We start from the raw sequence: 21,811 nt of genomic DNA on the forward strand, positions 1-21,811 counted from the left end.
AGTGACATGGCACAGGGACGCAATGCCTCCGCCGCAGCCCCCGGGTTCGGCTGGCCCACCCCCCGCCCGAAGCCGACCTTCAAGCTGCTGCTCAACGCCGTGCTGCTGGGCTTGTGTCTGGCCACGGCATTGGTGGTGATCGCCACCAGCCATGAGATTCGCGAACGCTACGCGCGCCTCCAGCAGTTGCAGAGTGAACAACAGCAGTTGCAGACCGAATGGGGGCAGCTGCTGCTGGAAGAAAGTGCCTGGTCGTCACCGTCGCGTATCGAGCGCCTGGCCACCCAGCGCCTCGAGATGCGCCTGCCCGGTGTTGACGAGGTCGAGGTGATCCGACCATGAGTCGAACACCCCCCAACGGTGTCACACCGCGGCGTCCGCCCCCCATAGAGCCCATGGGTCCTGCTCGCTACATCGTCATAATGACCCTGGTGCTGATCGGCCTGAGCCTGCTGGCGGGCCGCATCGTCGACCTGCATGTCTTCGATCACACCTTTCTCAAGGGGCAGGGCGATGCGCGCACCCTGCGGGTCGACGAAATTCCGGCGCACCGCGGGATGATTACCGATCGTGACGGCAATCCGCTGGCCATTTCGACGCCGGTGGTCACGCTCTGGGCCAACCCTCAGGATCTGCCGGAGGACGGCATTCAGCGCCTGCGCCTGGCCCAGGCCCTGGGGCAGGACCTTGATGCCCTGAATGAACGCGTCGAGCGCTATGCCGATCGCGAGTTCATGTACCTTGAGCGTCGCATGACGCCTGGCGCGGCGCAGGACGTGCTGGACCTTCGAGTGCCCGGGGTGCATGCCCGCAAGGAGTACAAGCGCTATTATCCGGCCGGTGAGGTGGCTGCTCAGTTGCTCGGCGTAACCAATATCGACGATCAGGGTCAGGAAGGGCTGGAGCTGGCCTATCAACCCTACCTGGCCGGCGTGCCGGGCAAGCGCCGTGTTCTCAAGGATCGCCGTGGTCGTCTGGTGCGTGATCTGGAGGTGCTCAAGGAGGCTGAGCCGGGCGGTGACCTGACCCTGGCGATCGACCAGAGCCTGCAATACATGGCCTATCGCGAGCTCAAAGCGGCCGTCGAGGAGAACGATGCCGATGGTGGCACCCTGGTGATGCTCGATGCGGATACCGGGGAGGTTATGGCGATGGCTAACCAGCCTTCCTACAACCCCAACAACCGGGCCGGCCTGGACCCGGCCGGGTTGCGCAATCAGGCCATCGTCGATGCCTTCGAGCCTGGCTCGGTGATGAAGCCGCTGGCCATGACGGCCCTTCTCGAGACCGGCAGATTTCCAGCGGACACCGTGGTGGATACCTCGCCCGGCTGGATGCGCATCGACAACTATACCATCCGCGATGTGTCCAACAATGGCGAGTTGAGCCTAACCGGGATCCTGCGCAAGTCGTCCAACATCGGCATGTCCAAGCTGACCCTGGAGCTGGATGATCCCGTGGTGCCCCGGCGTTATCGCGCCCTGGGTTTCGATCGTGCCCCGGGCACCGGCTTCCCCGGTGAAGCCAGTGGCAGTGTGCCGGCGCCGGTGCGCTGGTCGAGCAGCCAGTGGGCGGCGCTTTCCTACGGTTATGGCCTCTCGGTGTCGGCCCTTCAGCTGGCCAGTGCCTACACGGCCATCGCCAACCACGGCACGCGTCTTCCGCCTTCGCTGTTGCGCCTCAACCAGGCTCCCCAGGGCGAGCCGGTGACTGATCCACAGGTGGCCGACAGGGTGCTGAGTATGATGGATGAAGTGGTCACCCCCGGCACCGGTGCCAGGCGAGCACTGGTGCCCGGCTATCGCGTGGCCGGCAAGACGGGCACCGTCCGCAAGACCGGCAGTGGCGGTTATCAGGAAAACACCTATCGTGCCCTCTTTGTCGGCATTGCGCCGGCCTCCGATCCGCGCATCATTACCGTGGTGATGATCGACCATCCCCGCGGGGATGCTTATTATGGCGGAGCTATTGCGGCGCCGGTCTTCTCCCGGGTGGCCGGCAATGCCCTGCGCATGCTGGATGTCCCCCCCGATCGAGTGAACCAGGAGGCGGACGCCGATGATGGATCCTGACCCAACGACCCTAGTGAGGCCGGCATGTACGTAACCGCGGCACGGCTGAGAGCCGCCCTGAGCCAGCACTGGCCGGCGCAGGCCAGCGAGGTTGGCTCGCTCGAGCTCCCTGACGCTATCAGACTGACCCTGGACAGCCGGTCCGTGGAGCAGGGTAATATCTTCGTGGCGTTGCCCGGCACCAGCGTGGATGGCCGTGACTTCATCGATCAGGCCCTGTCGGCGGGTGCCAGCGGGGTGCTCTGCCACATCGAGGCGGGCGAGCCGGCGTCGTCTTCCCCCGGGGTACTGCGACTCGAGGGGCTGGCCGAACGTCTCGGTGAGCTTGGTCGCGAGTTGTTCGAGGTTCCCGTGGATCTTGAACTGATCGGGGTGACCGGCACCAACGGCAAGAGTTCGGTGACCCACTATATTGCCGCTCTCAGTCAACGGCTGGGGAGCGAGGCCGGCATGATCGGTACCCTCGGGCACGGTCGGCCTGGTGCACTGCACGAGGGGAGGCTGACGACGCCGGGGCCACTGGCGCTGCAATCCGCGCTGGGCGAGCTGGCCGCCACGGGGCTCCGCCGTGTGGCCATGGAGGCATCGTCGCATGCCCTCGACCAGCAACGGCTGGCGGGGTGTCGGGTCTCGGCGGCCGTCTTTACCAACCTGAGTCGCGATCACCTCGATTACCATGGCGGCATGGGCGCCTATGCCGCCGCCAAGGCGCGGCTTTTCCAGCGCCCGGAACTCTCGCTGGCCGTGGTCAACGCTGACGACCCGCTGGCGCGCCTCATGCTGGCCGGTCTGCCGAGCGGTGTGCGCGTTCTGGCGGTCGGTGATGATGAATCCGTGACCCTGCGGGTGGTGGGTATCGAACCGCTGCCCCAGGGGCAGCGAGCGGTCATTGCCACGCCGGACGGCGAACGTGTCCTGGAAATCGGCCTGGTCGGCGGCTTCAACCTGACCAATGTGCTGCTGGCCATCGCCACGCTTTATGGCCTGGGGGACGATCTCGAGGCGCTTTTCCGTGCCGCCGCCGAACTGACACCGGTTCCCGGTCGCATGGAGGTCGTGTCGGATGACCGGGGGCCCACGGTGGTCATCGACTATGCCCATACGCCGGATGCACTCGAGAACGCCCTGGAGGCCCTGCGCCTGCACCTGCCCGACCAGGGTAAACTGTGGTGCCTGTTCGGCTGTGGCGGTGATCGCGATCCGGGGAAACGCCCCCTCATGGCCGCTGCCGTAGAGCGTCACGCCGACATTGCCGTGGTGACCGATGACAACCCGCGCAGCGAGTCGCCGGCCGCGATACGCGAACAGATTCTGGCCGGCCTGAGCGAGACAACCCGGTCCCGTGCCCAGGTTCACGAAGGGCGAGCAGCAGCCATTCGCGCGGTGATTCAATCGGCCGATGCCGACGACGTCATCCTGATCGCCGGCAAGGGCCATGAGACCTATCAGGAAGTCGCTGGCGTGCGTCACCCCTTTTCCGACGGGCAGGAAGCGCATACTGCCCTGAACGCACGCTACAGGGATGCCTCCTCATGACACACGCCGGCCTGCAGCGCCTCAGCGATGTGACCCGGGCACTCGGCGTCGAGGCCCCGGGCCATGACGTCCCTATCAGCACCATTACCACCGACACACGCCAGCTCGCGCCGGGGGCTCTGTTCGTGGCGCTGGTCGGGGACCGCTTCGATGCCCATCGGTTCCTGGCCGAGGCCCGGGAGGCCGACGCTGTGGCGGCGCTGGTGGAGTCCCGCCAGGACGACCCGCTGCCGCAGGTGGAGGTCGCCGATACGCGTCTGGCGCTGGGGCTTTTGGGTCGTGCGCGGCGCCGAGCCTGGGGCGGACCGCTGGCAGCGGTCACCGGCAACAGCGGCAAGACGACCGTCAAGCAGATGCTCGCCGGCATCCTCTCGCGCCGCGGTGATACCCTGGCCACGCATGGCAATCTCAATAATGACTTTGGCGCCCCTCTGACGCTGCTCGAACTGAGCGCGCAACACCAGCAGGCCGTGGTGGAGCTCGGTGCCAACCATCTGGGCGAGATCGCCTGGACCACCTCCCTGGCGCTGCCCGATGTGGCCGTCATCACCAACGTGACGGGCGCGCATGTCGGTGAATTCGGCGGCATGGGGCGCATTGCCCAGGCCAAGGGCGAGATCCTATCCGGCCTGTCGGCCACGGGGGTCGCCGTGCTCAACCGGGACGATCGGTATTATCCCTTCTGGGCGAGCCAGGCGGTGCCCCGCGAAGTGGTCGATTACGGTCTGCACGGCGAGGGCCGCTTGCAGGCCAGGGCACTGGTCGCCGATCAGCTGGGGCGCTATGCTTTTACGCTGTGTTTCGAGGGCCGGGAGCTGGGTCGTCTCCAACTGCCGCTGATTGGACGTCATAATGTCTCTAATGCCCTGGCGGCGGCGGGGGCGGCCCTGGCTCTGGAAACCGAGCCGGCGGATGTGCTGGCGGGCCTGGCCGAGGTTGGGGCGGTCGCCGGGCGCATGGGCATCGTGGCCGGCCGCAACGGTGCCTGCTTGCTGGATGATACGTATAATGCCAACCCCGGTGCCGTGAAGGCGGCACTGGAGGCGCTGGTCGCGCTGCCGGCCCCCCGATGGTGCCTGCTGGGGGCCATGGGCGAGCTGGGCGATGCGGCGGCGGACTGGCATGCCGAGATCGGACGCCATGCCCGAGCGCTCGGCATCGATTTTCTCGGTACCCTGGGTGAGGCGGCACAGCCGGCCAGCCAGGCCTTCGGTGAAGGCGGGTACCATTTTCATGATAGAGAGGCGTTGACGCGCCATGTTCTCCACCATCTGCCGCCTTCGGCCAGTGTTCTGGTCAAAGGGTCGCGAAGCGCCGGCATGGAGCATGTGGTGGCGGCGCTGCGCTCGGATGCATCAAGGTAACGCATTACATGCTGCTTTTTCTGGCTGATTTCCTGGCGCAATTTCAGAGCGCCTTCAATGTCTTCAACTACCTCACCCTGAGGATGATTCTCGGTACGCTGACCGCGCTGGTGCTGTGCCTGTGGCTGGGGCCCCTGGTCATACGCCGTCTCGTGGAGCGCCAGATCGGTCAGGCGGTTCGCGATGATGGGCCGCAATCGCACCTCTCCAAGGCGGGCACGCCGACCATGGGCGGCGCCATGATTCTCATCGCGATTGCCATCAGCACCCTGTTGTGGGCGGATCTGACCAATCATTACGTCTGGGTGGTGCTGGCGGTGACGCTGGGCTTCGGTGCCATTGGCTGGGTGGATGATTTTCGCAAGGTCGTGGAAAAGAATCCCCGCGGCCTGCCGGCACGCTGGAAATATTTCTGGCAGTCGGTAATCGGCCTGAGCGCTGCGGTGATCCTTTACGTGACCGCGGCATCCAGCGTCGAAACCAGCCTGATACTGCCGTTGTTCAAGGAATTCGTGCTGCCCCTGGGGGTTTTCTACATCGTCCTCACCTACCTGGTGATTGTCGGCAGTTCCAATGCCGTCAACCTGACCGACGGCCTGGATGGCCTGGCCATCATGCCGACCGTGCTGGTGGCGATGGGCCTGGCGGTCTTTGCGTATGCCAGCGGCAATGTGGTGTTTGCCGAGTATCTGCAGATTCCGATGATCCCCGGTGCCGGCGAGCTGGCCGTGTTCTGTGCCACCATCGCCGGTGCCGGTCTGGGCTTTCTGTGGTTCAACACCTATCCGGCCCAGGTCTTCATGGGTGATGTCGGCGCCCTGGCCCTGGGGGCCGCACTCGGTGTGGTGGCGGTCATCGTGCGCCAGGAAATCGTGCTGTTCATCATGGGCGGTATCTTCGTGCTGGAGACGGTTTCGGTGATCCTGCAGGTGATGTCCTACAAGGTGACCGGGCGGCGCATCTTTCGCATGGCCCCCCTGCATCATCATTACGAGCTCAAGGGCTGGCCGGAACCGCGGGTCATCGTCCGCTTCTGGATCATCACTGTGGTGCTGGTGCTGCTCGGCCTGGCCACCCTGAAGATTCGTTGAGGCTCGTCGAGAGAGCTGTCGATCACGCGAGGAGCCGTTGATGGTCAAGGTGCCCGAAGGAGTCACGCTGGTGGTCGGGTTGGGGGTCTCGGGACGCGCCATCTGCCGCCACCTTGAGGGCCTAGGGCTTGCCTTCATGGTGGCCGACACACGTGACGCGCCGCCCGGTCTGGCCGCCTTTCGCGCGGCGCACCCCGACATCGAGGTGTATTGTGGCGCGCTGGCCGGCCTCGACATGGCGGAGGCACGGCAAATCGTGGTCAGTCCCGGGGTGGACCCCTATCAGCCCGAGCTGGCGGTGCTGGCCGAGCGCCCCGGGCCATGCGGCGAACCGCTGGTCGTCGGCGAAATGGCGCTTTTTACCCGGGCCTGCAAGGCGCCCGTGGCAGCGATCACCGGGTCCAATGCCAAGTCGACCGTGACGACCCTGCTGGGAGAGATGGCCCAGGCTGCCGGCCGTCGGGTGGCCGTGGGCGGAAACCTGGGGACGCCGGCGCTGGACCTGCTGGCCGAACAGCCGGACGCCGACCTCTACGTCCTGGAACTTTCCAGCTTTCAGCTCGAGACGACGCCCAGCCTGGGAGCGACCACCGCCGCCTTTCTCAATCTTTCCGAGGATCATCTCGACCGGCATGGCAACATGGAGGGCTACCGTCGCGCCAAGCAGGCCATCTTCCGTGGTGCGCAGCATGCGATCGTCAATGCCGAGCAGGTTGCTACCTGGCCGGATGCAGCACTTCCCGCGCTCGAGCGCTTTACCACCTCGGCGCCACAGCCGGGCGAATGGGGAATACGGCCGGGCGAGGATGGACACACCTGGCTGATGCATGGCGATGTGGCGCTGCTACCTACCGGGGCCATGCGGCTCCAGGGACGACACCACCAGGCCAATGCCCTGGCCACCCTGGCCATGGGGCAGCGCCTCGGCCTGCCGATGCCGGACATGCTCCGGGTGGTGGAGCGGTTTGCCGGACTCGCGCATCGCGGCGAATGGGTTGCCGATATCCGGGGAGTGCGCTGGATCAATGACTCCAAGGGCACCAATGTCGGCGCCACGCTGGCGGCTATTGCCGGCATCGGCCCGACCCTTGAAGGACGCTTGCTGCTGCTCGCCGGCGGTGACGGCAAGGGCGCGGACTTCTCGCCGCTGGCGTCACCGCTCGCGCAATATGGTCGCCGGGCCATTGTGTTCGGTCAGGATGCCGAGCGGCTGGAAGATGCGCTGAAAGGGGCCTTGACGACCCACCGGGTGAAGGACCTGCAAGACGCCATGGAAGAAGCCTTCGAACAGGCGCGTCCGGGCGACTGCGTGCTGCTGTCACCGGCGTGTGCCAGTCTCGATCAATTCACCGATTACCAGGCACGTGGCGAGGCCTTCCGCCAGACCGTCAGGCAGTGGATAAGCAAGGAGACACCATGAACCGCTTCGCTCGCCTGCGTGAGCAGCTGTCCACGCGAGATCATGCTTTCGATGGCTGGCTCGTGGTGGCCGCGCTGTCGCTGATGTTGGTCGGCTGGGTGATGGTGACCTCGGCTTCCACCGAAGTGGCCACCAGTCTGACCGGCAATCCCTGGTACTTCAGCATCCGCCACGGGGTCTTCCTGTTGATATCCATGGTCTTTGCCCTGGGCGTGATGCGGGTGCCCCTGGCCTGGTGGAAGGCCAACGGGCCCTTGCTGTTGCTGGTGGGCATGGTGCTGCTGGTCCTGGTGCTGCTGGTCGGGCGGGAGGTCAACGGCAGCAAGCGCTGGCTCTCGGTGCCCGGCGTACCCATCAATGTCCAGGCCTCGGAAATCGCCAAACTCTGCCTGATCGTCTATCTGGCCGGCTATCTGGAAAAGTTCCTGCCCCAGGTGCGCCGCCAATGGGGCGCCTTCCTGCGTCCGCTGGCGGTCATGGGGGTGATTGGCTGCCTGTTGATTCTCGAGCCGGACTATGGCGCCGTGGTGGTCATGACGGGCTGTGTCATGGGCATGCTGCTGATGGCCGGGGCCCCCTGGGGGCGCTTCATTCTGTTGCTCGTGCTGGTGGGGGTCATGGGCGGACTGCTGGCCGTCGCCGAGCCGTACCGCATGGCGCGCCTGACCAGCTTCATCGACCCTTGGGCGGATCAGTTTGCCAGCGGTTATCAGCTGACCCAGGCGCTGATTGCGTTCGGGCGTGGTGAGTGGTTCGGGACTGGCCTGGGCAACAGTGTCCAGAAGCTGTTCTACCTTCCCGAGGCGCATACAGATTTCGTCTTTGCCGTGCTGGCCGAGGAGCTGGGCATGGTCGGTGCCATTGCGGTGATCGGGCTCTTTGCCCTGCTGGTATGGCGGGCCATGGCCGTGGGGCGGCGGGCCGAGCTGGCGAAGCGGCCCTTTGCGGCCTATCTGTGCTACGGCATCGCGCTGGTGATCGGTGCCCAGGCCTTCATCAATATCGCGGTGAGCAGCGGCATGATGCCGACCAAGGGGCTGACCCTGCCATTGCTCAGTTATGGCGGGTCGAGTCTGGTCATCAGTGCCGCCATGATCGGCATGCTGTTGCGTGCCGACATCGAGACGCGTCACCTTCAGCGCCGTCAGCAGCCCACGGCGCCGCATCAGGGCAGGGAGGCCCGAGCATGACAACAGCCCCACAGCGACGAGTCCTGATCATGGCCGGCGGCACGGGAGGGCATGTCATCCCGGCCCTGTCACTGGCACGAGCCCTGACCGAGCGCGGCGTCGAGGTTCAGTGGCTGGGCAGCCCGCGCGGCATCGAGAACCAACTGGTACCCGACGCCGGACTTGTGCTGCATCGCATTGCGGTCAGCGGCCTGCGCGGCAATGGCCTCACGGGCTGGCTCGCTGCGCCCTGGCGACTGGCGAAGGCCGTGCTGCAGGCGCGGCGTGTGGTCCGCGAATTCGACCCCCAACTGGTGGTGGGCCTCGGCGGCTTTGCCAGCGGCCCCGGCGGGCTAGCCGCCTGGCTGATGCGCCGGCCCCTGGTGATCCATGAACAGAATGCCGTGGCCGGGCTGACCAACCGGGTGCTGTCGCGTCTCGCCCGGCGGACCTTCGCGGCCTTCCCGCAGGCCTTTCCCGGCCGTGGCGAGGTGGTCGGCAATCCGGTTCGCGCCGAAATCGCCGCGCTCGGCGAGCAGCCGCGTGCTGCGGACAGCATGCGTCAGCGGCCACTGCGCTTGCTGGTGGTCGGCGGTTCCCTGGGGGCTCAGGCCCTCAATCAGCGTCTGCCTGAAGCCCTGGCGGGGCTGGCGCCCGAGCAGCGCCCCGAGGTGTGTCACCAGGCAGGCCGAGACAAGGACCAGGCGACCCGAGAAGGCTATGCCCGGCATGGCCTGGAGGCGCACGTGTCCGCTTTCATCGATGACATGGCTGGTGCCTATGACTGGGCCGACCTGGTGGTCTGCCGCGCCGGTGCCCTGACGGTAGCCGAGCTGGCGGCGGCCGCCAAGCCGGCGCTGTTCGTGCCTTTTCCCCATGCCGTGGACGACCATCAGACGGCCAATGCAGCGGCGCTGGTGGAGGAAGGGGCCGCCTCGCTGATAGCCCAGGACGCCATGAGCGCGGCGGCGTTGACCGAGCGATTGGCAACGTTGCTGGATCCCGATTCATTGGCCGCTATGGCCGTTCAGGCACGGCGCTGTGCGCGTCTCGATGCCATGGAGCGGCTGGCGGCAGGTTGCATGGAGACAGGTTTTGAGTGATCTCAGTCAGCAAGCGGTGAATGGTCCGGCTCACCCGCCTCGCCGAGGGCGCGGCATGGGGATGCGGCGGATCCGGCGGATTCATTTCGTCGGCATCGGCGGGGCCGGCATGTGCGGTATTGCCGAGGTGTTGGCCAACGAGGGCTATGTGGTCAGCGGTAGTGACCTCAAGGTGTCACCGGTGGTCGAGCATCTTCGCCAGTGCGGTATCGAGGTGGCCATTGGCCATGACGCGGCCAACATGCAGGATGCCGATGTCGTCGTGGTCTCAACGGCCGTCGACGAGACCAATCCGGAAATCCGCTGGGCCCACGAACATCGCGTGCCGGTGGTGCGGCGTGCCGAGATGCTGGCCGAGCTGATGCGTTTCCGCCATGGCATCGCCGTGGCCGGCACACACGGCAAGACCACCACCACCAGCCTGACAGCGACCCTGCTGGGGGAGGGCGGCATGGATCCGACCTTCGTCATCGGAGGGCGCCTGACCAGTGCCGGGGTCAATGCGCGCCTCGGCGAGGGCGAGTACCTGGTCGCCGAGGCCGACGAATCGGATGCGTCCTTTCTGCACCTGCAGCCCCTGCTGGCCATTGTCACCAATATCGATGCCGACCACATGGCCACCTATGGGGGGGACTTCGAGCGTCTCAAGGCCACCTTTGTCGAGTTTCTGCATAATCTGCCGTTCTATGGTCTGGCGGTGCTCTGCATCGATGATGCCAATGTGCGAGGGCTCATCGAGCGCCTCAATCGCCAGTTTGTCACCTATGGCTTCAGCGAGGATGCCGACTACCGGCTCGAGGACTTCGTTCAGGATGCCGGGGAAGTCCGTTTCCGTGTACGCCGGCCAGCCGGTCAGGCGCCTCTGGCTGTGTGCCTGGCCATGCCCGGCGAACACAATGCGCTCAATGCCCTGGCGGCCATTGCCGTGGCCAGCGATGCCGGTGTCGCTGACGAGGCGATTCTGCACGGCCTGGCCAGTTTCGCCGGTGTCGGCCGGCGCTTCCAGGTACATGGCCATTTTCCGGCGCCGCAGGGCGGCGGTGAGGTCATGCTGGTGGACGATTACGGCCATCATCCCAGGGAAGTGGAAATGGTCATCAAGGCCGTTCGCGATGGCTGGCCTCAGCGTCGCCTGGTGATGGTCTATCAGCCGCATCGCTATTCGCGGACCCGTGAGCTCTACGAGGATTTTGTCCGGGTCCTGGCCGGTGTTGACACCCTGCTGCTGCTGGATGTCTACAGTGCCGGTGAATCCCCTCTCCCCGGGGCCGATGGGCGAACCCTGGCTGGCTCGATTCGTCAGCGTGGCGATGTCGATCCCATCTTTGTGCAGGACAAGGCCGAGCTGCCGGATCTGTTGAGCAAGCTGTTGCGTCCCGGTGATATCCTGATCACCCAGGGCGCCGGAGATGTGGGCGGTATCGCACAGCAGCTCTGTGACGCGCGGCTAATGCTTGATGAGGTAACCTTATGACCATCGACCATGGACGGGTAGTGGTATTGAACGGCGGCGAGTCCGCCGAGCGGGAAGTCTCCCTGAAAAGCGGGGAGGCCGTGTGCGCGGCCCTCAAGCGTCAGGGGTTGGCGCCAATCGCCTTCGATCCGGCCGAGGGTGGCCTGGCCGGTCTGGAAGCCCTGGCCCCCGATCGCGTCTTTATCGCGCTGCATGGGCGTGGTGGCGAGGATGGCACCATGCAGGGCGCCCTCGAACTGCTGGGCATTCCCTACACGGGCAGTGGTGTCCTGGCCTCAGCGCTGGGCATGGACAAGCAGCGCACCAAGCTGGTCTGGCAGGCCATGGGGCTGCCCACCCCTGAATGCGTGATGCTCGAAGAGCATTCCGACTGGGAAGAGGTCGCCGAGCGCCTGGGCCTGCCGCTGATTGTCAAGCCGGTCAATGAAGGCTCGACCCTGGGCATCACCATTGTCGAAAGCGCTGCGGAACTGGCCGCTGCCTATCGTGATGCCGCCCGCTATGATGCCCGCGTGATGGCGGAGCGCTTCGTGCGGGGCGGCGAATATACGGTGTCGGTGCTGGGCAACAGGGCCTTGCCGGCGATACGGGTCGAAGTGCCCAGTGGCTTCTACGACTATGAAGCCAAGTACCTGTCCAACGATACGCTCTACCATCTGCCCTGTGGCCTGACCGATGCCGAGGAGGCCGAGCTCGCCGATCTCTGCCTGCGGGCCTTCGAGGCCATCGGTGGCAAGGGATGGGGGCGTGTGGATGTCATGCGTGATGACCAGGGCGGTTTCTGGCTGCTCGAGGTCAATACCATCCCGGGGATGACGGATCATAGCCTGGTGCCCCAGGCCGCCGCCTTTGCCGGGATCGACTTCGACAGTCTGGTCATGCGCATTCTTGATACGGCCGACCGGTGTGGCGGATGACGCGCTCTTCTACCCTTGTAGGTGTTCTGCTGCTGGTGGTGCTGCTCGGGGCGGCCGGGCGTACCCTCTGGGTGTGGCTGGACCGCCCCATCGAGCGGGTGTCGATCAGCGGCGATTTGCGCCATGTCAGCGCTGAATACCTGCGCAACCAGCTGGCGCCCCTGGTTCAGGGGCAGAGCTGGCTGTCGGTGGATATCGATGCCATGCGCGATAATGCGCGTGACATTGGCTGGCTCAAGGAGGTGCGCATTCACCGTGAATGGCCCGACGCCCTGCGTTTCGAGCTCGAAGAGCAGCGTCCCGTGGCACGCTGGAGTGATGGCCGCCTGCTCAACACCGAAGGCCAGCCGTTTCGCCACGAACCGGTGACGCCGCCGCAGGGGCTGCCGGACCTCTCCGGCCCTGCCGGAAGCGGCCCGGAGGTCCTGGCATACCACGATACCCTGGTGTCGCGGCTGGATGACGTCGGTCTAGGGGTCTACCAGCTTCGTCTGGAGGCTAGGGGCGCGTGGCGCCTGCAGCTGGACGATGGTATCTGGGTCATGTTGGGGCGCAGTCAGCGCGATGGCCGCCTGGGTCGATTCGAAGCCGCCTGGCAGCGAGAGCTGGGGCAGTGGGCGTCGCACATTCGCTACATCGACCTGCGTTACCCGAACGGTGTCTCGGTTGCCTGGCATGGCGAAACCGAACCGGTAGAAGACGCAGAGGCAGAAGAAGGCTAAGCGGTTTTTTTGAGTGCAAGTGACGTATGGCGTAGCCTGACGGTGTTCCTTTAGCGCGAAAATCGCCGTATCGTTAAAGATTGTTTTTTGCAAACGGGCTGGTGAAATACCCTGAGTTGTTCCTATAATTAGCCCAGTTTTTTCGTGGTAATCATGCATTCCCCCTAGCGGGTCAGGCTCGAGGAGTATTCCCGGCTCATGGCAGGTCCTTCCAATGTGTCCAATATGGTTGTCGGGCTGGATATCGGAACGTCCAAGGTCGTCGCAATTGTGGGCCAGCCCACCGACGATGGCGGAATAGAGATTGCCGGTATTGGCTCACACCCCTCGCGCGGAATGAAGAAGGGTGTGGTCATCAATATCGAGTCCACCGTGCAATCGATTCAGCGTGCCGTGGAAGAAGCGGAGCTTATGGCCGGTTGCGATATTCATTCCGTTTACGTCGGCATCGCCGGTAGCCATATCAGCTCCATGAATTCCGATGGTGTCGTGGCCATAAAGGAGCGTGAAGTCGCTTCGGCCGATATCGACCGAGTCATCGATTCGGCGCGCGCCCGGGCAATATCTGAAGGGCAGCGCGTGCTGCACGTCCTGCCCCAGGAGTTTGCCATTGATACCCAGGGTGGCATTCGCGAGCCGCTTGGAATGTCGGGCGTTCGCCTCGAGGCACGGGTGCACCTTGTCACGGCGGCGCTTAATGCCGTCCAGAACATCGAAAAGTGCGTGCGCCGCTGTGGTCTCGATGTCGATGCCATCATTCTCGAGCAACTGGCCTCGAGTCATGCCGTGCTCACCGAAGATGAGCGCGAGCTGGGTGTCTGCGTGGTCGATATCGGCGGTGGAACCACCGATATCGCCGTTTTCACCGAGGGCGCCATCCGTCATACGGCGGTGATTCCGATCGCCGGTGACCAGGTGACCAACGATATCGCCATGGCCTTGCGGACCCCCACGCAGCATGCCGAGGAAATCAAGGTCAAGTATGCCTGTGCGCTGACCCAGATGGCCTCCGGCGATGAGATGATAAAGGTGCCCAGCGTTGGCGACCGTGCCGCTCGCGATCTATCGCGGCAATCCCTCGCCGAGGTGGTCGAGCCGCGCTACGAGGAACTTTTCACGCTTGTACGTGACGAATTGCGGCGAAGCGGTTACGAGGATCTGGTGGCAGCCGGCGTGGTACTAACGGGCGGAACCGCTCGCATGGAAGGCGTGGTCGAGCTGGCCGAGGAAATCTTCCACATGCCGGTGCGCATCGCTTGCCCGCAGAATGTCCGTGGGCTGGCCGATGTGGTTCGCAACCCGATTTATTCGACTGGCGTCGGTTTGCTACATTACGCTTTAAACGAGAACCGCCAGGGAGTGGGGCAGCAAGAGCAGGATGGCGCTCTTCCGGCGCAAACGAGGCGCAATGATGTCTCCCGGCGTGGGCCAGAGGAAGGGTCCTCAGCGCTGGTTAAGCTCAAGAGCTGGTTCAAGGGAAATTTTTGACAGGGCCGCTTCAGCGGCCCAGGAGACGGGGCAAATGTTCGAACTTGTCGATAGCGCACCATCCAGCAGTGCGGTTATCAAGGTAGTTGGTGTCGGTGGCGGCGGTGGTAACGCTGTCAACCACATGGTCGAGAGCAGCATCGAGGGCGTTGAATTCATCTGCGCCAATACCGATGCCCAGGCGCTCAAGAGCGTCTCGGCCAAGACGGTCCTGCAACTGGGTAGCGAGATTACCAAGGGGCTGGGCGCCGGTGCCAACCCGGAAGTCGGCCGTAATGCTGCCATGGAAGATCGTGAACGCATCGCCGAGCTGCTCAGTGGTGCCGACATGGTCTTCATCACCGCCGGCATGGGGGGAGGCACCGGTACCGGTGGCGCACCCGTGGTGGCGCAGGTGGCCAAGGAACTGGGCATCCTGACCGTGGCCGTGGTCACGCGACCCTTCCCCTTCGAGGGGCCGAAGCGCATGCGTGCAGCGGAAGAGGGCATGAAGGAACTTTCCGAGCATGTCGACTCGCTGATCACGATTCCCAACGAGAAGCTGCTTTCCGTGCTGGGCAAGAGTGCCAGCCTGCTGACGGCCTTCAGCGCCGCCAATGATGTGCTCCTGGGCGCCGTCCAGGGTATCGCCGAGCTGATTACCAGCCCGGGCATCATCAACGTCGACTTTGCCGACGTGCGTACCGTGATGTCCGAGATGGGCATGGCGATGATGGGCACCGGCGGGGCCACCGGCGAGAGTCGCGCCCGCGAAGCCGCCGAGAAGGCGATTCGCAGCCCGCTGCTCGAGGATATCGACTTGCATGGGGCACGTGGCATCCTGGTGAACATCACGGCCGGTCCGGACCTGTCCATCGGCGAGTTCAACGACGTGGGTGCCACTGTTCAGGAGTTCGCCTCCCAGGACGCTACCATCGTGGTGGGCACCTCGATCGACATGGAAATGAGCGACGAGCTGCGTGTCACCGTCGTTGCCGCTGGCCTGGATGGTCAGCGTCAGGCGCCTTCGGCGACCACAGCCAGCCGCGAGAAGCCGACCGCTCGGCGCAACGATGCCGCCGCGATTCGTCAGCAGGCCGCTGCCAGCCGCTCTCAGGGGCATGGTCAGCAGGGCCGCACGGCCGCGGCTTCGAAGCCCGAGTCTCAGGAGTCGCAGCGCGCCCAGCCCGAATCGCGCAAGTCCCAGGAGTTGGACGACTACCTGGACATCCCGGCTTTCCTGCGTCGCCAGGCTGACTGACCTGGCTCTCACGAGCTGAGGCAGTGGTTGCGATGATGTTTTTGTTAAAACGATCGTTCGGTGCTATAGTGAACGGTGTTTGATAACCAACGACTGCCTGGCGAACGCCCATGATCCGACAACGAACGCTCAAGAATGTCATTCGCGCCACCGGCGTCGGCCTGCATTCGGGAAAAAAGGTCTACCTGACGCTTCGCCCGGCACCCGTCGACACCGGCATCATTTTTGTGCGCACCGACCTGGAGCCGGAAGTCCAGATTCCGGCTCGTGCCGAGAACGTCACCGACACCACCCTGTGTACTGCCCTGTCTCGAGATGGTGTCAAGGTGGCGACTGTCGAGCACCTGATGTCGGCGTTGGCTGGGCTCGGCATCGACAATGCCTTCGTCGATGTCAGCGCCCCTGAGGTTCCGATCATGGATGGCAGTGCCGGCCCCTTCGTGTTCCTCATCCAGTCGGCCGGCATCGCCGAACAGCAGGCGCCTAAGCAGTTTATTCGCATCAAGCGCGAAGTGGTCTTGCGCGATGGAGACAAGGAGGCCATCTTTCTGCCTCATCAGGGCTTCAAGGTGTCCTTCTCAATCGACTTCGAGCATCCGGTCTTCGAGGATCAGCAGCAGACGGCCTCGGTCGACTTTTCAACTACCTCCTTCGTCAAGGAGGTCTCCCGCGCTCGCACCTTCGGCTTCATGCGTGATCTGGAATATCTGCGCTCCAACAATCTGGCGCTGGGCGGTAGTCTGGACAATGCCATCGTGGTCGATGACTATCGCATCGTGAATGAAGGGGGCCTTCGTTATAACGATGAGTTCGTCAAGCACAAGGTGCTGGACGCCATCGGGGATCTCTACCAGCTAGGCCACAGCCTGATCGGCGAATTTCGCGGAGTGAAATCCGGTCATGCCCTGAACAATCAGCTGTGCCGGGCCCTTATCGATAACCCCCAGGCCTGGGAGCTGGTCACCTTCGAGGACGAAGCACAGGTGGCGCCCATCTCCTACGCCGCCCCGGCGATGGCCTGATTCCGGTTGCGCCGGGAGCCATAAGCCACCCGCTTCACCAAGAAGGCCCGCCAGACATCTGGCGGGCCTTCTTCATGTTGCCGGGCACGACATCAATGGCAGACCGGCTCACTTCTCACACCTTGCCCCTCACTTCTCACGCTCAGCATGCGAGGCGAGGCGTTCCAGTGCCTGCTTCAGGCGTGGGTCATCGACGTCATTGGCGCAGCTCGAGAGTTCGTCGGCGGCGTGGGCGGGTAGCTGGCGTGTCTGGCGCAGCGGTGCCTTGGGCGGCCGCACGGGGCGAACCTTGAGGTCGAAGCCGGTGACCGCCTCGAAACCTTCCAGCTCTTGGAGGTGCTTCAACAGGCGTGGCTGCTCGTAACGCAGTCGTGTCATCCAGACGGCACGGTCGGTGATCAGTGTCAGCCGACCGTTGCGAAAGCCACCGACGAACAGGTGCTCCCCCAGTTCGCCGGAAAGCTGCGCTCGGAGGTGTGCTTGAGCGCGCTCGATGAGACGCGCGGTGCGCATCAGGTTGCCGAGTTCGCCTTGACCTGCCAGAAGCCCCGACATGGGCTGGGCTCGGAACCGCTTAACCTTTATACTCATCAGTCTGATTCTCGGAACAACCCCGGTACGGGGTGAATGGTGGCGGCGGCGCCCCGTGGCGCCCTCGACAATCCGAGACTAGCACGCAGGGGAGTTCTTCAACAGCATGGCGACGCCTGGAGCCGACAGCCAACGTACAGCGGTGCACGCGCGCCCGCGGCGTCCGCGTGGGGTGCCGGGCAGGTGGTGGCTGGCCGGCCTACTGGTCGGATGTCTGCTGCCGGCTGGCCTGGCTCAGGCCGAGTGGCGTGCCACCGAGCGTGTCGTGCAGATGTGTATTCTGGCACCCGCCGTGATGCGTGCCAGCTCGCAGTTGCGCGCGCGGCGTCGTGCCGTCTTTCGCTGGCCATCGCGTCCGGCGGGCGACGATGACGACACCCCGTCCGCCTTGCCCCACCAGCCTCGTGCACCGCTTTGTTCAGTCGCCGCGCATGATGTCCTGACCCGCCGTGGCCCCCCAGGCGCGTTGCTTGCTTGAGTGATTCAATGGCTGCCCCTGGATGGCGGCCGCTTCCCCTATGCAGCAACAGGACCCTTCATGATCAACAACCTGCTCCGCAAGGTCGTCGGCTCCAAGAACGACCGTGAAGTCAAGCGCATGAACCGCATGGTGACGCGCATCAATGCGCTCGAGACGGAATACGAGGGCCTCGATGACGCGACCCTCAAGGCCAGTACGCAACGTTTTCGCGAGCGCCTGAACAACGGCGAGTCCCTCGACGACCTGCTGCCCGAGGCCTTCGCCACCGTGCGCGAGGCGAGCAAACGTGTCATGGGCATGCGCCACTTCGATGTACAGATGGTCGGCGGCGTCACGCTGCACAACGGTCGCATCGCCGAGATGAAGACCGGCGAGGGCAAGACACTGGTGGCCACCCTGGCCGTGTACCTCAATGCCCTGCCGGCCAAGGGCGTCCACGTCGTGACGGTCAACGATTACCTGGCCTGCCGTGATGCCGACTGGATGCGCCCCTTGTATGAAGCCATGGGGCTTACCGTGGGTACCATCTATGCCGGTCAGAGCCCCGAACAGAAACGCCATGCCTATGGCTGTGACATTACCTACGGCACCAACAACGAGTTCGGTTTCGACTACCTGCGCGACAACATGGCCTTCTCGCTGGAAGACAAGGTTCAGCGGGACCTATACTTTGCTATTGTCGACGAGGTCGACTCGATCCTGATCGATGAGGCGCGTACGCCACTGATCATTTCCGGGGCGGTGGATGAAAACACCGAGCTCTATCGCGTAGTGGACCGGCTGGCGACGTCGCTGACCGTGTGTGAAGACGAGGAAGACCCGGAGAGCGGCGACTTCACGCTGGATGAGAAACAGAAGCAGGTGGAACTGACCGAAGGCGGTCACCATCGCGTTGAGGAGGTGATGCGCGAGGAAGGTCTTCTGGGGGCCGAAGACTCGCTGTATTCGGCACAGAACCTCAACCTGCTGCAGCACATGCACTCGGCACTGCGCGCCCGGCATCTCTATCATCGCGACGTGGACTACATCGTTGATGACGGCCAGGTGGTGATCGTCGACGAACATACCGGCCGCAGCATGCCCGGTCGTCGCTGGTCGGAAGGACTCCATCAGGCGGTCGAAGCCAAGGAAGGGGTCACGGTGCAGCGCGAGAGCCAGACTCTCGCCTCGACCACCTTCCAGAATTACTTCCGTCTTTATGACAAGCTGTCCGGCATGACCGGCACCGCGGACACGGAAGCCTTCGAATTCCGTCAGATCTATGGCCTCGACGTCGTGGTGATTCCCACCAACCGGCCGTTGATCCGCAAGGACCACAATGACCTGGTCTATCTGAGCGGCGAGGAGAAGTTTGACGCCATCATTGAGGATGTCAAAGAGCAGACCGCTCAGGGCCGCCCGGTGCTGGTGGGTACGGCCTCCATCGATACTTCCGAGTACCTGGCCGAGCTGATGAACCGCGCCAGACTCGAGTTCAATGTCCTCAATGCCAAGCAGCACCAGAGCGAGGCAGAGGTGATTGCCCAGGCCGGGCGCCCCGGCGCGATCACCATCGCCACCAACATGGCCGGCCGCGGTACCGATATCGTCCTGGGCGGTAACTGGGAGGCCGAGGCGGCCAAGCTCGATAACCCCAGCGAAGCCGACCTCGAACGTCTGAAGAGCGAATGGCAGCAGCGTCACGACGCTGTTCTGGAAGCCGGCGGCCTGCACGTCATCGGCTCCGAGCGTCACGAATCACGGCGCATCGACAACCAGCTGCGCGGTCGCTCCGGACGTCAGGGGGATCCGGGCTCCACACGCTTCTTCCTGTCCCTCGAGGACAGCCTCATGCGGCTGTTCGGCTCGGATCGGGTGCAGCGCATGATGCAGGCCATGGGGCTCGAGAAGGGCGAGGCCATCGAGCACAAGATGGTGTCCAATGCGGTCGAGCGCGCTCAGAAGAAGGTCGAGGGGCGCAACTTCGATATCCGCAAGCAGCTTCTTGAATACGATGATGTGGCCAACGACCAGCGCAGCGTGATCTACGAGCAGCGCAATAACATCCTGGGCGCCGACGATGTGTCCGAGAATGTCATCGGCATTCGTCAGGAAGTTCTCGACGAGGCCATCAGCAGTTTCGTGCCACCCCAGAGCCTGCCGGAACAGTGGGACCTCGCCGGGCTGCAGGATCATCTCAAGAACGAGTTCAACCTGGATGCCCCGGTGGTCGAGTGGTCGGAAAACGATGAGCGGCTCAACGAGGAGCAGCTCCGCGAACAGCTGCATGCCATGCATCGACAGGCCTACGAGGAAAAGGTCGAGACCGCCGGTCCCGAGTTGATGCGTCGTTTCGAGAAACAGGTGATGTTGCAGGTGCTGGACACCCGCTGGAAAGAGCACCTGCAATCCATGGATCATCTGCGGCGCGGTATCCATCTGCGCGGCTATGCCCAGAAGAACCCCAAGCAGGAATACAAGCGCGAAGCCTTCGAGCTCTTTCAGTTGCTGCTGACCAATATCAAGGCCGATGTCACGCGGATCCTCAGCCACGTCAAGGTACGTCAGCCCGAGGAAGTCGAAGAGCTGGAACGTCAGCGTCGTGAAGCCCTGGAGCGCGAGCAGGCGGCTGCGGACAGCCGGCGCGATGAAGACACGCAGAGCGCTGGGGCGGAGACCGGGGCGCCAGAGGCTGCGGAAGAGACGCGTCCGGCACGTCGCGAAGGGCCCAAGGTCGGCCGCAATGACCCCTGTCCCTGTGGCTCGGGCAAGAAGTTCAAGCAGTGCTGCGGCAAGCTGAGTTAACTCGCGTCTCGTAACCTGCCGCCGACCAGAACATGAGGAGATCCCAGCATGCCTGTGGGTATGGCCAATTTTCCGCAAATGCCCCGCATCGAGGGGCTCAGGCTCGGCACCGCGATGTCGGGTATCAAGACCGCCCAGCGTCGGGACCTCGTGGTGATCGAGGTGCCCGAGGGGGCAACCGTGGCGGGCACCTTTACGCGCAACGCCTTTTGCGCCGCGCCAGTGACGGTGGCCAGAGAGCATCTCCAGGCCTGCCGCCTGCGAGACGCCGCGCCGCGTTACCTGGTGATCAACACGGGGAACGCCAATGCCGGTACCGGCGAAGTAGGGATGCGTGATGCCCGGGCCACCTGTGCCGAGCTCGCCGGCCTGGTGGACGTCGATGAAAGCGCGGTATTACCGTTCTCCACCGGCGTGATCGGTGAAACCCTGCCCATGGACCGTCTGCTGGCCGGTCTGCCCGCTGCATTGCGGGGCCTGGATGATGGAACGGCGGGCTGGCAGGCCGCGGCCGAAGGGATTCTGACCACGGATACCCGCCCCAAGGGGGCCAGCCTGACCATTGCCATGGGAGACGAGACCGTCACCATCAATGGCATCAGCAAGGGGTCGGGCATGATCCAACCCAATATGGCGACCATGCTGGGCTTTGTCGCCACGGACGCCGCCATTCCACCCGGGGTGCTCGATGAACTGCTGCGCGAGGCCGTGGACCACTCCTTCAATTGCATCACGGTGGACGGCGATACCTCTACCAATGACGCCTGTATGCTCATTGCTACCGGAAGTGGCCCGGCGGTCGACGACCCCCAGCGCCTGGCCGTCTTTCGTGATGGCCTGCAGCGCGTCATGAACGAACTGGCTCAGGCAATTGTGCGCGACGGCGAGGGCGCCACCAAGTTCGTCACCCTGCAGGTGGATGGTGCCGTGACCCGTCAGGAAGCGCTCGACGTGGCTTTTACGGTGGCTCATTCGCCGCTGGTCAAGACCGCCATGGCAGCCAGCGACGCCAACTGGGGGCGGATCCTCGCTGCCGTGGGCCGCGCACCCGTGGTCGACTTCGATGTCTCCCGGGTGACAATCGACCTGGGTAGTGTGCGATTAGTCGAGCAGGGCGGGCGTGCGCCGGGCTATACCGAGGAGGCCGGCAGTGAAGTCATGGCGCAGGAAGAAATCGGGATTCGCATCGATCTGGCCCGCGGCCAGCGAGCGGCCACCGTATGGACCACGGACCTGACCCGTGAGTACGTTGCCATCAATGCGGACTATCGCACTTGATCGGGTCCCGCTCAGTGCATGCCTTGTCAATCGAGACTGACAAGCCTCATAGCAATTGC

The 21,811-nt window shown here is 64.2% G+C and carries 17 protein-coding genes; 16 read left to right on the forward strand and 1 reads right to left on the reverse strand.

Annotation, left to right across the window (positions count from 1 at the left end; genetic code table 11):
- Window positions 1–6 precede the first annotated feature (6 nt).
- The 14 genes from ftsL to lpxC all read left to right on the forward strand — a co-directional run bounded on the left by ftsL (window position 7) and on the right by lpxC (window position 16,618).
- The gene (ftsL, locus tag QWY74_RS04795; protein WP_264825572.1) at window positions 7–342 is read left to right on the forward strand and encodes a cell division protein FtsL; all 336 of its coding nucleotides are present in this window, start codon (window positions 7–9) and stop codon (window positions 340–342) included.
- A complete protein-coding gene (locus QWY74_RS04800; protein WP_264825573.1) occupies window positions 339–2,072 on the forward strand; it encodes a peptidoglycan D,D-transpeptidase FtsI family protein in 1,734 nt (577 codons plus the stop codon). Before ftsL ends, QWY74_RS04800 begins: the two co-directional genes overlap by 4 nt.
- A gap of 24 nt (window positions 2,073–2,096) precedes the next feature.
- Complete coding sequence (locus QWY74_RS04805; RefSeq protein ID WP_264825574.1) at window positions 2,097–3,608, forward strand: UDP-N-acetylmuramoyl-L-alanyl-D-glutamate--2,6-diaminopimelate ligase; 1,512 nt, start codon at window positions 2,097–2,099, stop codon at window positions 3,606–3,608.
- Complete coding sequence (locus tag QWY74_RS04810) at window positions 3,605–4,972, forward strand: UDP-N-acetylmuramoyl-tripeptide--D-alanyl-D-alanine ligase (protein ID WP_264825576.1); 1,368 nt, start codon at window positions 3,605–3,607, stop codon at window positions 4,970–4,972. Before QWY74_RS04805 ends, QWY74_RS04810 begins: the two co-directional genes overlap by 4 nt.
- 8 nt (window positions 4,973–4,980) lie before the next feature.
- Complete coding sequence (mraY, locus tag QWY74_RS04815; protein WP_264825577.1) at window positions 4,981–6,063, forward strand: phospho-N-acetylmuramoyl-pentapeptide-transferase; 1,083 nt, start codon at window positions 4,981–4,983, stop codon at window positions 6,061–6,063.
- Between the two features lie 40 nt (window positions 6,064–6,103).
- Window positions 6,104–7,483, forward strand: coding sequence for a UDP-N-acetylmuramoyl-L-alanine--D-glutamate ligase (gene murD / locus QWY74_RS04820; protein WP_264825578.1), 1,380 nt, complete (start codon window positions 6,104–6,106; stop codon window positions 7,481–7,483).
- The gene (gene ftsW, locus QWY74_RS04825; protein ID WP_264825579.1) at window positions 7,480–8,673 is read left to right on the forward strand and encodes a putative lipid II flippase FtsW; all 1,194 of its coding nucleotides are present in this window, start codon (window positions 7,480–7,482) and stop codon (window positions 8,671–8,673) included. Before murD ends, ftsW begins: the two co-directional genes overlap by 4 nt.
- Complete coding sequence (gene murG / locus QWY74_RS04830; protein WP_264825581.1) at window positions 8,670–9,755, forward strand: undecaprenyldiphospho-muramoylpentapeptide beta-N-acetylglucosaminyltransferase; 1,086 nt, start codon at window positions 8,670–8,672, stop codon at window positions 9,753–9,755. Before ftsW ends, murG begins: the two co-directional genes overlap by 4 nt.
- Window positions 9,756–9,810: 55 nt before the next feature.
- The gene (murC, locus tag QWY74_RS04835; protein ID WP_264825645.1) at window positions 9,811–11,229 is read left to right on the forward strand and encodes a UDP-N-acetylmuramate--L-alanine ligase; all 1,419 of its coding nucleotides are present in this window, start codon (window positions 9,811–9,813) and stop codon (window positions 11,227–11,229) included.
- Window positions 11,226–12,146: a D-alanine--D-alanine ligase gene (locus QWY74_RS04840; RefSeq protein WP_264825582.1), complete on the forward strand. Its 921-nt coding sequence runs from the start codon at window positions 11,226–11,228 to the stop codon at window positions 12,144–12,146. Before murC ends, QWY74_RS04840 begins: the two co-directional genes overlap by 4 nt.
- Window positions 12,143–12,868, forward strand: a complete 726-nt coding sequence (locus tag QWY74_RS04845; protein WP_264825583.1) for a cell division protein FtsQ/DivIB — start codon at window positions 12,143–12,145, stop codon at window positions 12,866–12,868. The genes QWY74_RS04840 and QWY74_RS04845 overlap by 4 nt, the downstream gene beginning before the upstream one ends.
- Window positions 12,869–13,066: 198 nt before the next feature.
- Window positions 13,067–14,356: a cell division protein FtsA gene (gene ftsA / locus QWY74_RS04850; protein WP_264825584.1), complete on the forward strand. Its 1,290-nt coding sequence runs from the start codon at window positions 13,067–13,069 to the stop codon at window positions 14,354–14,356.
- A gap of 34 nt (window positions 14,357–14,390) precedes the next feature.
- Window positions 14,391–15,596, forward strand: coding sequence for a cell division protein FtsZ (ftsZ, locus tag QWY74_RS04855; protein ID WP_264825585.1), 1,206 nt, complete (start codon window positions 14,391–14,393; stop codon window positions 15,594–15,596).
- A gap of 110 nt (window positions 15,597–15,706) precedes the next feature.
- Window positions 15,707–16,618 carry a UDP-3-O-acyl-N-acetylglucosamine deacetylase gene (lpxC, locus tag QWY74_RS04860; RefSeq protein WP_264825587.1) on the forward strand — a complete coding sequence of 304 codons (912 nt, stop codon included), beginning with the start codon at window positions 15,707–15,709 and terminating at the stop codon, window positions 16,616–16,618.
- Window positions 16,619–16,747: 129 nt separating this feature from the next.
- Here lpxC and QWY74_RS04865 read toward each other — a convergent pair whose 3' ends face one another.
- Window positions 16,748–17,209, reverse strand: a complete 462-nt coding sequence (locus tag QWY74_RS04865; RefSeq protein WP_264825588.1) for a DUF721 domain-containing protein — start codon at window positions 17,207–17,209, stop codon at window positions 16,748–16,750.
- 538 nt (window positions 17,210–17,747) lie between these two features.
- Between QWY74_RS04865 and secA the strand changes: the two genes are divergently transcribed.
- Together secA and argJ are read left to right on the forward strand one after the other, a co-directional pair.
- Complete coding sequence (gene secA, locus QWY74_RS04870) at window positions 17,748–20,474, forward strand: preprotein translocase subunit SecA (RefSeq protein WP_264825590.1); 2,727 nt, start codon at window positions 17,748–17,750, stop codon at window positions 20,472–20,474.
- Between the two features lie 48 nt (window positions 20,475–20,522).
- The gene (gene argJ / locus QWY74_RS04875; protein ID WP_264825592.1) at window positions 20,523–21,752 is read left to right on the forward strand and encodes a bifunctional glutamate N-acetyltransferase/amino-acid acetyltransferase ArgJ; all 1,230 of its coding nucleotides are present in this window, start codon (window positions 20,523–20,525) and stop codon (window positions 21,750–21,752) included.
- The last annotated feature ends 59 nt before the right edge of the window (window positions 21,753–21,811 follow it).

It is taken from the genome of Halomonas almeriensis (assembly GCF_030409235.1).
Taxonomy (GTDB): Bacteria; Pseudomonadota; Gammaproteobacteria; order Pseudomonadales; family Halomonadaceae; genus Halomonas; species Halomonas almeriensis.

What these genes read in the sequence shown, in the direction of transcription:
- QWY74_RS04840 (WP_264825582.1), top strand. Translation starts at nt 11,226, where the DNA reads ATGACCATCGACCATGGACGGGTAGTGGTATTGAACGGCGGCGAGTCC.
- ftsA (WP_264825584.1), top strand. Translation starts at nt 13,067, where the DNA reads ATGGCAGGTCCTTCCAATGTGTCCAATATGGTTGTCGGGCTGGATATC.
- ftsL (WP_264825572.1), top strand. Translation starts at nt 7, where the DNA reads ATGGCACAGGGACGCAATGCCTCCGCCGCAGCCCCCGGGTTCGGCTGG.
- ftsZ (WP_264825585.1), top strand. Translation starts at nt 14,391, where the DNA reads ATGTTCGAACTTGTCGATAGCGCACCATCCAGCAGTGCGGTTATCAAG.
- secA (WP_264825590.1), top strand. Translation starts at nt 17,748, where the DNA reads ATGATCAACAACCTGCTCCGCAAGGTCGTCGGCTCCAAGAACGACCGT.
- murG (WP_264825581.1), top strand. Translation starts at nt 8,670, where the DNA reads ATGACAACAGCCCCACAGCGACGAGTCCTGATCATGGCCGGCGGCACG.
- QWY74_RS04805 (WP_264825574.1), top strand. Translation starts at nt 2,097, where the DNA reads ATGTACGTAACCGCGGCACGGCTGAGAGCCGCCCTGAGCCAGCACTGG.
- QWY74_RS04810 (WP_264825576.1), top strand. Translation starts at nt 3,605, where the DNA reads ATGACACACGCCGGCCTGCAGCGCCTCAGCGATGTGACCCGGGCACTC.
- murC (WP_264825645.1), top strand. Translation starts at nt 9,811, where the DNA reads ATGGGGATGCGGCGGATCCGGCGGATTCATTTCGTCGGCATCGGCGGG.
- murD (WP_264825578.1), top strand. Translation starts at nt 6,104, where the DNA reads ATGGTCAAGGTGCCCGAAGGAGTCACGCTGGTGGTCGGGTTGGGGGTC.
- mraY (WP_264825577.1), top strand. Translation starts at nt 4,981, where the DNA reads ATGCTGCTTTTTCTGGCTGATTTCCTGGCGCAATTTCAGAGCGCCTTC.
- lpxC (WP_264825587.1), top strand. Translation starts at nt 15,707, where the DNA reads ATGATCCGACAACGAACGCTCAAGAATGTCATTCGCGCCACCGGCGTC.
- ftsW (WP_264825579.1), top strand. Translation starts at nt 7,480, where the DNA reads ATGAACCGCTTCGCTCGCCTGCGTGAGCAGCTGTCCACGCGAGATCAT.
- QWY74_RS04865 (WP_264825588.1), bottom strand. Translation starts at nt 17,209, where the DNA reads ATGAGTATAAAGGTTAAGCGGTTCCGAGCCCAGCCCATGTCGGGGCTT.
- QWY74_RS04800 (WP_264825573.1), top strand. Translation starts at nt 339, where the DNA reads ATGAGTCGAACACCCCCCAACGGTGTCACACCGCGGCGTCCGCCCCCC.
- QWY74_RS04845 (WP_264825583.1), top strand. Translation starts at nt 12,143, where the DNA reads ATGACGCGCTCTTCTACCCTTGTAGGTGTTCTGCTGCTGGTGGTGCTG.
- argJ (WP_264825592.1), top strand. Translation starts at nt 20,523, where the DNA reads ATGCCTGTGGGTATGGCCAATTTTCCGCAAATGCCCCGCATCGAGGGG.